This is a genomic window from Streptomyces sp. NPDC052101, from assembly GCF_040680235.1.
Taxonomy (GTDB): Bacteria; Actinomycetota; Actinomycetes; order Streptomycetales; family Streptomycetaceae; genus Streptomyces.
Genome location: NZ_JBFAWH010000014.1, coordinates 202042 through 214062, shown reverse-complemented (window position 1 = coordinate 214062; position 12021 = coordinate 202042). Strand labels below are relative to the sequence as shown.

The window sequence follows — 12021 nt, the reverse complement described above, 5'->3', positions numbered from 1 at the left end:
CCCGTCCGCAGCGTCTCTTCACCGACGAACGCGAACAGCCGTATGCGACAGTCCAAAACCTGCTGGTCACTGCAATGGTCTATGACGAAAGGTGCAACACCTTACATCCGCTCCATACTGATCGCATCCCGACGAGCGGGTGCGGAATCTCCAAGCCTCACCACCCGTCACGACGCGGGTCCTGTCGGCCACCGCGGACATGTCGTGAGGAACCTGTACGGGCCTCACAGCAGCGAAGGTCGATTGCGCCACTGGCGACGCCACAGATCGACTGCCAGGGACCAGAACCACAAGCCCACCGTGATCAGGTGAGCCCTCTGGGCGATCCCCTGTCCGCCCGGTCGGCCGACGTAGGGGCCGACGGAGGAGATCGCCGCGGCCATGGAGACCGGTAGCAGCCAGCGGGCCCGTTGCCCCGTCTGGCAGCCGTTCCCGGGAGCCCGGCGGTCATGGACGAGGAAGGCGGCCATCGAGGCGAACAGGGCGAGGTGCACGAGGCCACTGGTCATCGTGTGCGCGACGCTGTCGGCGGGACATCCGGCCTCGAGGGAGGGCGCACACCGTATCGGCAGAGCGACGTCCGCCACCGAGCAGGTCCCGAACACCAGCAGCGCCCACCACCCGGCAGCGGACCAGCCCCACGGCAGCGCCGTCACGACCAGGGAGGCCACGGCGATCACCAGAGCCGCCGTGACCAGTTCCACCACGCTGAACAGCACGTGGTGGGGCTGATCGGCTGCAAAGGCCTCACTGACGTACGAGTTACGCTGGTCCAGTCCCGTCCGCACCCAGAACTGCAGCAGCCAGTCGTTGTAGGTCACGGCTGCCACCAGCAGCAGCACCGCAGCAACCCGCCACCAAGCACCCAAGTCGTCAGGGCGCAGTATCCCGTACGCATCGGCACCCGCCACGTCGTGCGCACCCAGCGTGTCGTCCTTGCTCAACCGTAGGCTCCCGCGCTGAGACTCCATTGGCGAGTACGACACATACCGGCAGCGGAGGGTGAACACAGCGGCATCAGTGGCCAATCACCCACATAGAGGTCACATCGCCACCGCGCATACGCCTCAGGACCGCCCGCTCCAAGCCGGGAGTTCGGCGGCGGTGACGATGCTGCGGACGCCCAGGCCCGCGCGGAGGGCCGGGGTGGTCTGGTCGACGATGACGGCGCAGCCGGCCCAGTGACCGCCGCACTCCTCGACCATCGACCGCACGGTCGCAGCCTGGCTACCGGTCCCAATCCAGTCGTCCACCAGCAACAGCCGGTCCCCGGATCCCACCGCCGCCCGCTGCAAGCGCAGCTCCTGGCGCAGACCCCGGTAGTCAGGGTCGCTGCACCGGGTGACCTTCGCCCCGGGAAAGATCCCCTCCCGCTTGCGTACCGGAACGAAGCCGACGCCCAGTTCCACGGCCACCGCCGCACCGAGCAGGAATCCCCGCGACTCGATGGCGCAGACCGCCGTGACCCCATCGCCTCGGAAGGACTCAGCCAAGCCGCGGACCACCGCAGCGAGCGCCCGGGAGTCGCGGAAGATCCGCCAAACGTCGGCGTGACCGTCGCAGGCGGACCACGCAATGCGACAGACTCGCCTTCGCCTGCCAGGTCACACGCTTCGTGACAACTTCGGGTCGGGCACGGTCTCCCCTTCGTACACAGTCGCCTCGAACGTCCGTCTACCCGACCGTCACTCTCATGCGCTGCCAACGTGTTCGCACGCATCAACTTTGCGGGATTCCGACCGGACCCGTCCCCGTTGTTACCCGGTGCCTGCTTTCTGCAGTGCCGGGCTCCTGGAACACGACTCAGCATGCCCCGCCGGCGCGCTGCCGGGCTGGGGCCGGGGAGGGAAGCTCGATGGGTTCATGGCGGTGGAACGATCAGCAAAGGCTCGCCGGCACAGTCGGTGTCAGGGCCACTATGGACGCGGTCGCCATGAAGGACGACCCGCAGGCCGCGCAGTGGCCGTACGTTTTCGTGCGCGGCGCGGACTGCGGCCACTCAAAGATCGACGACACAGGTTCTACCGTCCGCGGACCAGGCGCCCCCTGAGACCACAATGAATCGGACCAGATCACCTGAGACGAGGACCAGATCCTTGGAGACGGGACAGCAAGCCGCAGCGGCGGGCTCCGGCTACCCGATGTTCCGTGTCACCGATTACTCCCGTTGGGGTGGTGGCCGCTTCAGCGTGTGGTGTCCGCGGCGGGCTGTGCGGGAGGAGGCAGGTGCCAGGCCAGCAGGCCGGTGGCCACCGCCAGCGCCAGAAGAGCCCGCGGCCAAGCGGCAAGGGAACACAGACATCTGCCCCGACCCGCAGCCCCGGCCACGTGGCGCAGCCCCCTCCACGTGGTCCTGGCGGTCATCCCCCGCGAACTGCACTCCAGCCGGACGGGCACGCACTGGAGGATGAACGCCTACAGCCCGCCTGCTGGGCAGGGAGCGGGATCCCTGTCACCACGCGCCCCCGGCGTACGCTCTGGCCTTGATCGGCTACATCACGAAGCGGGACGCCATCGTTCATGTCCTGGCCAAGGCCTGCGGACCGGCGAAGTCACCGCCCGGTACCCGTCGCCGACCGCTCTCGCCCTGGCCGGGTACGAGCGAGGATAAGTCCGGCGCGAACGCCGCACGGCTGCAACGGACACACGGCCATACGCCCGACGGAGAATCCACCTGCGGTCATCGCGCATGCGCAGACCCGGCAAAGCCAGCAGTGCGGAAGACGGCGTTGGCCACTCCCCTCCCGGCGGGAGCCGGCAGTGCCCGCAGGGACCGGTCAGGCCACCCGGACATGCTCTCCGCCGGGGTGAGCCGGTTCCTGAGCCGGCGGCCAGACCCGGCCGCGCGGGGCGCGTGAGTGCGCCCGTGCGCCCCCCGTGTACACATGGCGGCAGGCGGGCCGGCCCCACACGATGGAGGCAGAAGGTGCAGGCGAGTTCGTTGAGGAGGAGTACGGGATGACCGAGTCGGGCTCCGACGGTTCCGGCGGCGTGGCGGGCGGCAAGTCACGGTTCGACGACATCTACGACCGGCCCGACCCGCGCGCCTACTTCCGGCGGCTGGCCCCGCTGCGGTACGAGATCCCGCACCATGCCCAGCCGATCCTGCGGCAGGCCGCCGCCGAGCGCACCGCCCTGGACGACGGCCACCCCCGCCCCCCGGCGGTGCTGGACCTGTGCTGCTCGTACGGGATCAACGCCGCACTGCTCAACCACGACGTGACCATGGCCGAGATGTACCAGCGCTACACCTCCAGCACCGCCCAGGCCATGTCGACGGCCGAACTCACCGCCTGGGACAAGGAGTTCTACACCGAACGCCGTCGGCCCGACGCGGTCCCCGTGATCGGCCTGGACATCTCGGCACCCGCCGTGGCGTACGCGCATGCGGTCGGTCTGCTGGACATGGTGTTCACGGACGACCTGGAGCAGAGCCCGCCCAGCCCCCGGCTCGCCCGAGCACTCGCGGAGGTCGGCCTGATCACGCTGACCGGGGGCGGAAGCTACATCTCCGCCCGGACCTTCACCGCCCTGCTGGACAAGGCCCGGCGGCCGATGTGGGTCAACGCGTTCGTGCTGCGGACCATCTCCTACGACCCGATCGAGCAGGCCCTGGCCGCACACGGCCTGCGCACGACCTGCGACCCCTCCCGCACCTACCCGCAGCGGCTCTTCACCGACACCCGGGAACAGCACTACGCCATCGAGGCGGTACGCGCACTGGGCCACGACCCCGCCGCCCGGGAACAGGCCGGCCGCTTCCACACCCTGCACTACGTATCCCGCCCCGGCACTCCCCGCTAGCCGACAGCGGCCGGCCGTTCCCTACGCCGCGCGCACACCGGCGAGCGCCTCGGGAAGGGTGACGGTCCCGGCGTAGAGCGCACCCGATCAGGGCCTTCGGTGCCCTGGGGTCGCAGAGCGGCGACGGCCTTCAGGTCGGCGAGGGTGGTGATGCCCCCGGCGGCGAGGACGGCCGCTGGTGTACGTGCGCAGACCTCCTGCAGCAAGGGGAGGTTGGGCCCGGTGAGGCTGCCCTCCCGGCTGACGTCGCTCACCCCGACACGCCCACCGTGGCGGGCGATCGCCTGCGCACACCAGGCCAGATCGGCAAGGTCGCCGCGGCCCAGGTTCAACCGCGCACACCCGGTCCCCAGGGCACGCTCGAGGGAGGCGCCGTCGTCGACGCCCGCCCGGCACATCAACTGCACGTCGATGTCGAGCGCAGCGATGATCCGGCCGGCACCCTCCATCAACATCGAACCCGCCCCGCACCTCGGTCATCACCAGGTGCAGCCACTCCGCGCCTTCCTCCTGAAAAGCCAGCGCGCACTGGATGGGATCGGTGCGCACCTCCTCCTGCACAAACCCGTCTTGCATCAGGTGGACGACCCGCATGCCGGCCACGTGCACAGACGGCAGCACCGTGAAGTCGCCGCCCATGTGCCGATCGGGCCCCATCGCCCCCCTCCTTCCCTCCGGCGTCCCACGGCCATGGGACTCGCCGCGCACCCACCCCGCAAGAGCGGGACAGCTCTGCGTCAAAGAGAGCTTGAACAGGCTTCTTGACGCATCCGCCACCGGTACCTGTCCAGTCGGACTGCCTGATCCCGGGGCCCGTCCAGAGGAGACCCCGCTCTCGGACGGCAACGAGATCAGGCTGAGAGTGTTCCTGTCGCACACCAAGACCCGGCGGGCGAAGCTGAGGGAGGAACAGCTCCAGCGGTTGGCCGGCCTCAGCCTGGAGTGGGCGGCGCAGGCGTCGCCGGCTCCACCAGCTCGCTGGCACGGAGCGCGAGCCGGCACTCAGCCCGGAATGGCACAGCACGCTGTCTGGGCGGGGGTTTTGTATCCGGTGTGTATCAGGGAGCGATTGGTTGTCCATCGGATCGGTGCGTCGGCCCACGGCGCAGGGGGTCCACAGGGAGTTGGAATGCCGTGGGCTCCTCCGGCTGTCCGGGCCGTTGCACCCCATCTGACCTGGGGGTTCACGGATGGGAGAGGCTGCGCGACAGGTACTGCGTGTCCCTCCGCGCGACGCAGTCGCCGCGTCCAGGGTCTGCCGTATCGTTCCTTTCGGATCGTCGGCCGCGCATGAGTCGTCAGTGCGGCCGGAATCGATGTCTCACCTGGACCACCCGAACAGGAGTTTTCCGCCCGTGTCCTCGTCCGCCCCGGCTGAAGTCTCTTCACACCCTGTTCGCGTGCTGCTGGTGGAGGACGACGAACTGATGCGCCGGTCCTTCACCGTCGCCCTGGAGCGCTACGGCTACGAGATGAAGGCCGCGGCCGACGGGTTGGCAGGACTCGAACTCTTCCGAGACGAGGACTTCGACCTGCTGATTCTGGATGTGATGCTGCCCGGTCTGGACGGGATCGGCCTGTGTCGCCGAGTCCGGGAGACCAGCCTGGTCCCCGTTTTGATGATGTCCGCTCGCGGCGACGGGCTCGATGTCGTCGCCGGTCTGGAGGCCGGAGCGGACGACTACGTGGTCAAGCCCGTGGACACCTCCGTGCTCGTGGCGCGCATCCGCTCGCTGCTGCGGCGGGCGGCCTACGCGCCCATCACGAGAGCCGGGCATGCCCCGGACGACGGCTCGGCTCCCGCCGAGGAAAAGGTGCTGAAGTTCGGGGACCTGGCCATCGACACCGCCGGCCTGGAGGTGTCCGTCTGCGGACGCCCCGTGGCGCTGACCCCGACCGAACTGAAACTGCTCCTTGAGTTCGCCGCGCATCCGGGCGTCGTGCTGGAGCGGCACACCCTGCTGCGCAACGTGTGGGACTACGGCTGGGACGGCGACAGCCGGGTCGTGGACCTGTGTGTGCAACGGCTGCGCAGGAAGCTGGGCCGGGACCGGATCGAGACGGTCCGCGGCTTCGGCTACAAGCTCAGGCGCTGAGATCGGTGCGCCCGTTCCACCGGCTGCGGCCAGACCTCGCCTCCCTGCGTTGGAAGATCGCCGCGCTGGCCGCCGCCACAGCCTGCCTGGTCGTGGCCACGGTGGGCGTGCTGGTGCACCTGTGGACCGCACGCGACATCCGCTACCGGGCCGAAGCGCGCGCCTTCAACGGCGTGTACTCGGCCATGGACGTCTACCGGCGCACCGGAACGCTGACTGGCGGTGCCGAACTCGACCCGGCCGACCTGCCCGCCGCACTGCGCGACCCGAGCGACAACATCCGGCACACGGCCTACGACGGGCGCGTCGACGGCAATGTGGGGCCGAGCATGTGGGCCGCGCAGCGGACCGGCGGCCCGGGCAGCCCGGTCCTTGCCGTCCAGGTCAACATGAGCAGCGAGTTCCACGACCTGCGCCAACTCGACGTGACCATGGCAGTGGCCTCGCTGGTCACGCTCGCGGCGGCCACGCCCCTGGCCGGCTACGGGGCCGGGCTGCTCGCCCGCCGGCTGCGGCGGGTCTCCGAGACCGCGGGCCGGATCTCCGCCGGGGACCTCGATGCCCGAACCGGGCCCACCAAGGGCCGCGACGAGGTGGCCGACATCGCCGCCACCGTCGACCTCATGGCCGACAGTCTCGGCAGGCGGCTGCGCACCGAGCGGCAGTTCACCGCGGACGTGGCCCACGAGCTGCGTACCCCTGTCGGCGGTCTGCTGGCCGCCGCCGACCTGCTGCCGCCCGGTGAGACGGAGGATCTGCTCCGTGCCCGGGTGCGCGATCTGCGCGGCCTGGTCGAGGACCTGCTGGAGATCTCCCGCCTGGACGCCGGCGCCGAGCAACCGGTCCGCGCACATGTGCCGCTCGGCGCCGTCGTCTCCGAGGCCGTGGCGCGCACCGGCTTCGACACCGAGGTCACCGTTGCCGAGGCGGAGTCCGCTCCGACCGTGGAGACCGACCCGCGCCGCCTGGAGCGGATCATCGGCAACCTCGTCGTCAACGCCCACCGGCACGGAGACACCCCGGTGCAGGTCACCGTCGAGGGCCATACGGTCGTCGTACGCGACCACGGCCCCGGCTTCCCGAAGGACCTGCTGCTCCACGGCCCGCGCCGCTTCCACACAGGCGCCACGGAGCGCGGCTCCGGCCACGGCCTCGGCCTGACCATCGCCCTGGGACAGGCCCAGCTCCTCGGCGCCGAGCTGCACCTGGACAACGCCCCGGACAGCGGCGCCGTCGCCACCCTGCGCCTGCCGGACTGACCCTCCGGCGCCCACACATCCCTACAGAACCGATACGAAGCAGAGCGGACACCAATACACAGCGGCCCAGGCCCCGATACGTTCCCCGGACACCCTTCGAAGTGCACCTTCCGCACCGAAGAGGAGTCCCCCGTGACCACCGCCCCCCGTTCCCCGCACACGCTGCACACACTGCGCACGACGCCCGGGATCGCGGCCGCTGCCACCGACCTGACGAAGGTCTACGGCAGCGGCGACACCCGGGTCGTAGCCCTGGACCGGGTCAGCATCGGCTTCCGCGAGGGCGAGTTCACCGCGATCATGGGCCCCTCCGGCTGCGGCAAGTCCACCCTGATGCACTGCGTCGCCGGACTCGACTCGCCCAGCTCCGGCAGCGTCCGCGTCGGCACCACCGAACTGAGCACGCTGGGCGACCGGCAGCTCACCCAGCTGCGCCGCGACCGGATCGGCTTCATCTTCCAGGCGTTCAACCTGCTGCCGACGCTGACCGCGCTGGAGAACATCACACTGCCGATGACCATCGCCGGACGCCGCCCCGACCAGCAGTGGCTGGACCGCGTGGTCTCCATGGTCGGCCTCTCCCAGCGCCTCGACCACCGGCCCGCACAACTGTCCGGCGGGCAGCAGCAGCGCGTCGCGGTCGCCCGCGCCCTGGCCGCACAGCCCGCGATCATCTTCGCCGACGAGCCCACCGGCAACCTCGACTCCCGCGCCGGGGCCGAGGTCCTCGGCTTCCTGCGCGACTCGGTGCGCGAACTGGGCCAGACCGTGGCCATGGTCACCCACGACCCCGTCGCCGCCGGCTACGCCGACCGCGTGGTCTTCCTCTCCGACGGCCGCCTGGTCGACGAGATGGCACACCCCACCCCGGACCGGGTCCTGGACCGGATGAAGGCTTTCGACACCCGCTCACGCACCAGCTGACCTGCCCTCACCCCAGCACCGAACCCGCCACCCGCTCGCTCGCAACCCGTCGAGCCCACGTCCACCAGGATCCGCCACCGCCATGTTCCGTACCGCCCTGCGCAACGTGTTCGCGCACAAGGCCCGCCTGCTCATGACCGCGTTCGCGGTCATGCTCGGCGTCACCTTCATCTCCGGCAGCCTCGTCTACGGCGACAGCACGAGCCAGGCCGCCACCACCAAGGCGACCGACGGCTACCAGCGCATCGCCGTCAACGTCTCGGCCGACGCCTCCCCCGGCGGCCGGTCCGCCGGCCTCGGAGCCCGCACCGTGACCGCTTTGGCCAAGCTCCCCGGCGTCGCCGCCGCCTCGGGGCGGGTTAACGGCTTCGCCGCGGTCGCCGACCGCGACGGCAAGGTCATCGGCAACGGCACGTCCTCCCAGGGCGGCAACTTCGCCCCAGCGGCGGACGGCAAGGACCCCGCCTACCGCTTCGCCCAGGGCTCCGGCCCGACCGGCAACGACACGATCGCCCTCGACGAGACCACCGCCGCCAAGGGCGGCTACCGCATCGGCGACACCGTGCGCGTCGGCACGAACAAGGGCGCCGCCTCCTACACCCTCAGCGGCGTCTTCCGCACCGACGGCACCAAGCTCTCCTCTGGCGGCAGCCTGACGCTGTTCACCAATGCCACCGCCCAGCGGCTCCTTCTTGAGCCCGGCCGCTTCCAGGACATCGAACTCACCGCCACACCAGACACCGACGTGAACCAGCTCGTCAGCCGCGTCGAATCGGAGCTGCCCAAGGGGGCCAGCGCGGTCACCGGGGCCCAGCTCGCCCGGATCAAAGCGAACCTCGCCGCCTCGCACAGCGACACCATGAGCCAGATCCTGGTGGGCTTCGCCGCGGTCGCTCTCTTCGTCGCGACCTTCCTCATCTCCAACACCTTCACCATGCTGGTTGCCCGGCGCACCAGGGAGCTGGCCCTGATGCGGGCCGTCGGCGCCACGCGCAAGCAAGTGCGCCGCATCCTGCTGACCGAGTCCCTCTTCGTCGGCGCGATCGCCTCCGTGGCCGGCGTCGCCGCAGGCACCGCGGTCGCCGCCCTGCTGCAGACACTCTTCGCCCCCGCCGACAGCACGGCCGCCCCGCTGGTCCTCACCCCGACCACCGTGATCATCTCCCTGCTGGTCGGCACGCTGCTGCCCATGGTCGCCGCATGGCTGCCGATCCGCCGAGCCATGACCATCCCGCCCGTCGCCGCGCTCAGCGCCGCCGAGCACACGGCGCCCGCACGCACCAGCTCCCTGCGCACCGGCATCAGCGCCGCGCTGCTGCTCACCGGCACCGCCGCCGTCGTATACGGGGCCCTCACCGCGGGGAGGGACGCCCGGACCGTCATCGCCCTCGGCGCGGCCCTCGCCCTGACCGGCACGATCGGCTTCATTCCGCTGCTGTCCCGGCCCTTCGTCGCCCTGCTCCAGCCGCTCCTCACCCGCCTGGCGCCGGTGCACGGCGACCTCGCCACCCGCAACACCGTGCGCGACCCGCGCCGTACCGGCGCCACCGCCGCCGCGCTCGCCATCGCCCTCACCCTCGCCTCGGGCCTGTCCGTCCTGGGGGCCTCCGCCGCCCAGTACCTCGACCGGGCAACCACCCACGCCCTCAGCGCCGACTACGTCGTCAAGTCCGAAGGCGGTCAGCGGATGACCTCCGCCACCGCCGCGCCCCTGAAGAAGCTGCCCGGCGCTGCCTACAGCCCGCTCAACCAGTCCACCGGATACCGCCTGGCCGGAAGCTCCTCCGTCCTGACCGGCGTCGACCCCGCCACCATCGGCCGACTGCTGCGCTACGACGTGATCGAGGGCTCCCTCGACAGCCTCGCCAAGGGCCAGATCGCCGTGGCCGACTTCAAGGCCAAGGAAGCCGGCTGGCACGTCGGCCAGAAACTCCCCCTCCAGCGCCAGGACGACCAGCGCGGCAGCGTCACCATCGGCGCCATCTATCAGGCGGACCAGCAAAACGACCTGATCCCCAGCATCACCGCGCCCGACTCCCTCGTCGCCCGCTACGACTCCACCCCGTCCACCGCCGCGATCCTCGTCGCCACCGACGGCGGACCCAGCCGGGACGCGCTCGCCGGCGTCACCCGCGCCCTCGGTGACAACCCCGCCCTGTCCGTCCTCGACCAGGAGGACATCCGTACCCAGGACAGCAGGGGCATCAGCGAGCAACTCAACGTCTTCTACGCCCTGCTGAGCATGGCCCTGGCAATCGCCGCACTGGGCATCGCCAACACCCTCGCCATGTCCGTCCTCGAACGCCGCAGGGAGATCGGCACGCTGCGCGCCCTCGGCCTCGACCGCGCCGGAGTGACCCGGATGATCCGCCTGGAGGCGCTGCTCCTCGGCGCACTCGGCGCGACCCTCGGCACATCCATGGGCGCCTTCCTGGGCTGGGCGCTCAGCCGCACCCTCCAAGAGAGCGTCGTGGGCTACGAGTTGGTCCTCCCCTGGGGTCGCCTCGCTCTCGGCATGCTCATCGCCCTGGCAGGCGCGCTGCTCGCCTCCCTCTGGCCGGCCCGCAGGGCCGCCCGCGTCGACATTTCCGCGGCGACGACGGCGTAGTGACGACCCGCCAGGAACGCCACGAAGAACCACGCCCGGCGAGGCCACCGCCACCATCCCCGTCGAAGCCGGCCCCCGGCCACCAGGCCGCCGTCACCAGCGGCGCCGAGTCCGGCCGACACCTGGCCATCCTCGGCCTTTGCGGCGCCGCCCCCCTCAAGGAATCCCCGGACGGCATTGCTACCTCGCCCGCACCGCACGCTGCACCTGGATCGCGCCTGCGACGACGGCGCAGATCGCGACGGTCCCCCAGATCTGGGTCCACGGGATCACCGTCGGAGCCGCCGTCCCGAGCCTGCTCAGCGAGGCATGCTGGGTCACCGCAGCCAGTACGGTCGCCACGGCGGCGAGCACTGTTCCGACGACCACGGCCACGGCGGACTCGGCAGCGGCGACCTTCATAATCTGTCCGCGCACGGTGCGGGCGAGTTCGAGCAGGGCGAACTCGCGCCGTCGTCCGGCCATCGCCATGGTCAGCGTGTTGGCGACCGCGATCAGCGCGTACGCCAGTGCGATCCCCAGGATCACCACTGCGGCGTTGTTCGTCTGCCGCGCGGCATGCGAACGCTGGGCCGTGAGGTAGGCGCCGCACGCCATGACGTGGGCGCCGGAGTCCGCCAGTACCCGGTTCACCACGGCCGTCCGCTGCGAGTCGAGTTTCCTGCCGCTGCCGACTGCAGAGTCGACGTAGACCTGACTTGTCGTCAGTGCGTCGCCCAGCGTGGAAGAGACGTAGGTGTCGCCCCTGTGCACGCCGCGCGCGACGACGGCGGCGATGACGGTCGGGACCCGGCAGCCGGTCGGCAGCAGGGCGACCACGTGCTGCCCCACCGACAGGTCGTCGGATTCGGCCGCGTGCTCGTCGATGACCAGGAAGTTCTCGGGCAGCGAGGCGAGAGAGCCGGAGAGCGCGGGCGGCCGGACGGTGGCGCCCATCGCCTTCGTGGGCACCACGTTCGTGCTCAGCGAGTCGATCTGCTCGCCGTGGGCCGTGCCGATCCGGATGTTCATGGCGGCCACCGGGGGGACCCGAACGCCGGGCACGGCCCGGAGCCGGGCCAGGGTCCTCGCATCGATCCCCAGGTCGCTGGGCACCACGACGGCCGCCGCGTGGCAATGGCTCGACGCCGTCCGCCAGGACGACCTGCCCAGCCTCCGCACCCTCGCCGCTGGCATCGACCGCGACCGCGACGCTGTCATCGCCAGCCTCACCCTGCCCTGGAACTCTGGCCTCGTCGAAGGACACGCCAACCGCATCAAGATGCTGAAACGGCAGATGTTCGGCCGCGCGGGCTTCCAACTCCTACGCAAACGAGTTCTGCTGTCGTAA

General features: G+C 70.7%; 9 protein-coding genes and 1 pseudogene. 6 read left to right on the top strand and 4 right to left on the bottom strand.

Features of this window, described 5'->3' with window-relative positions; translation table 11 throughout:
• Positions 1-224 precede the first annotated feature (224 nt).
• Both AB0L75_RS25280 and AB0L75_RS25275 read right to left on the bottom strand, forming a co-directional pair.
• A complete protein-coding gene (locus AB0L75_RS25280) occupies positions 225-944 on the bottom strand; it encodes a DUF998 domain-containing protein (protein WP_365184766.1) in 720 nt (239 codons plus the stop codon).
• A 123-nt stretch (positions 945-1067) separates the two neighbouring features.
• Positions 1068-1535 (bottom strand): phosphoribosyltransferase family protein, encoded by a 468-nt coding sequence (locus AB0L75_RS25275; RefSeq protein ID WP_365184867.1) that lies wholly within the window; start codon positions 1533-1535, stop codon positions 1068-1070.
• 1423 nt (positions 1536-2958) lie between these two features.
• Here AB0L75_RS25275 and AB0L75_RS25270 point away from each other — a divergent pair.
• Positions 2959-3804 (top strand): hypothetical protein, encoded by an 846-nt coding sequence (locus tag AB0L75_RS25270; protein ID WP_365184764.1) that lies wholly within the window; start codon positions 2959-2961, stop codon positions 3802-3804.
• On the opposite strand, the gene AB0L75_RS25265 is transcribed toward AB0L75_RS25270, so the two are convergent.
• Complete coding sequence (locus AB0L75_RS25265) at positions 3801-4259, bottom strand: HisA/HisF-related TIM barrel protein (RefSeq protein ID WP_365184762.1); 459 nt, start codon at positions 4257-4259, stop codon at positions 3801-3803. The two genes, AB0L75_RS25270 and AB0L75_RS25265, sit on opposite strands and share 4 nt — an antisense overlap.
• Positions 4260-5204: 945 nt before the next feature.
• Between AB0L75_RS25265 and cseB the strand changes: the two genes are divergently transcribed.
• The 4 genes from cseB to AB0L75_RS25245 all read left to right on the top strand — a co-directional run bounded on the left by cseB (position 5205) and on the right by AB0L75_RS25245 (position 10691).
• Positions 5205-5900, top strand: a complete 696-nt coding sequence (cseB, locus tag AB0L75_RS25260) for a two-component system response regulator CseB (protein WP_365184760.1) — start codon at positions 5205-5207, stop codon at positions 5898-5900.
• Positions 5901-5905: 5 nt separating this feature from the next.
• Entirely contained in the window at positions 5906-7159 is a 1254-nt protein-coding gene (locus AB0L75_RS25255; protein WP_365184758.1) for a HAMP domain-containing sensor histidine kinase, read from the top strand.
• Between the two features lie 162 nt (positions 7160-7321).
• A complete protein-coding gene (locus AB0L75_RS25250) occupies positions 7322-8083 on the top strand; it encodes an ABC transporter ATP-binding protein (RefSeq protein ID WP_365184865.1) in 762 nt (253 codons plus the stop codon).
• A gap of 82 nt (positions 8084-8165) precedes the next feature.
• Positions 8166-10691, top strand: coding sequence for an FtsX-like permease family protein (locus AB0L75_RS25245; RefSeq protein ID WP_365184755.1), 2526 nt, complete (start codon positions 8166-8168; stop codon positions 10689-10691).
• Positions 10692-10871: 180 nt separating this feature from the next.
• Here the strand turns inward: AB0L75_RS25245 and AB0L75_RS25240 are convergent, their stop codons facing one another.
• A complete protein-coding gene (locus AB0L75_RS25240; protein ID WP_365184754.1) occupies positions 10872-11702 on the bottom strand; it encodes an FtsX-like permease family protein in 831 nt (276 codons plus the stop codon).
• Positions 11703-11808: 106 nt separating this feature from the next.
• Between AB0L75_RS25240 and AB0L75_RS25235 the strand changes: the two are divergent.
• Positions 11809-12021, top strand: a pseudogene (locus tag AB0L75_RS25235) (transposase); the annotation flags it as partial.

Coding starts and splice junctions, on each gene's coding strand:
- AB0L75_RS25240 (WP_365184754.1), bottom strand. CDS start 11,702: ATGAACATCCGGATCGGCACGGCCCACGGCGAGCAGATCGACTCGCTG.
- AB0L75_RS25265 (WP_365184762.1), bottom strand. CDS start 4,259: ATGTTGATGGAGGGTGCCGGCCGGATCATCGCTGCGCTCGACATCGAC.
- AB0L75_RS25245 (WP_365184755.1), top strand. CDS start 8,166: ATGTTCCGTACCGCCCTGCGCAACGTGTTCGCGCACAAGGCCCGCCTG.
- AB0L75_RS25270 (WP_365184764.1), top strand. CDS start 2,959: ATGACCGAGTCGGGCTCCGACGGTTCCGGCGGCGTGGCGGGCGGCAAG.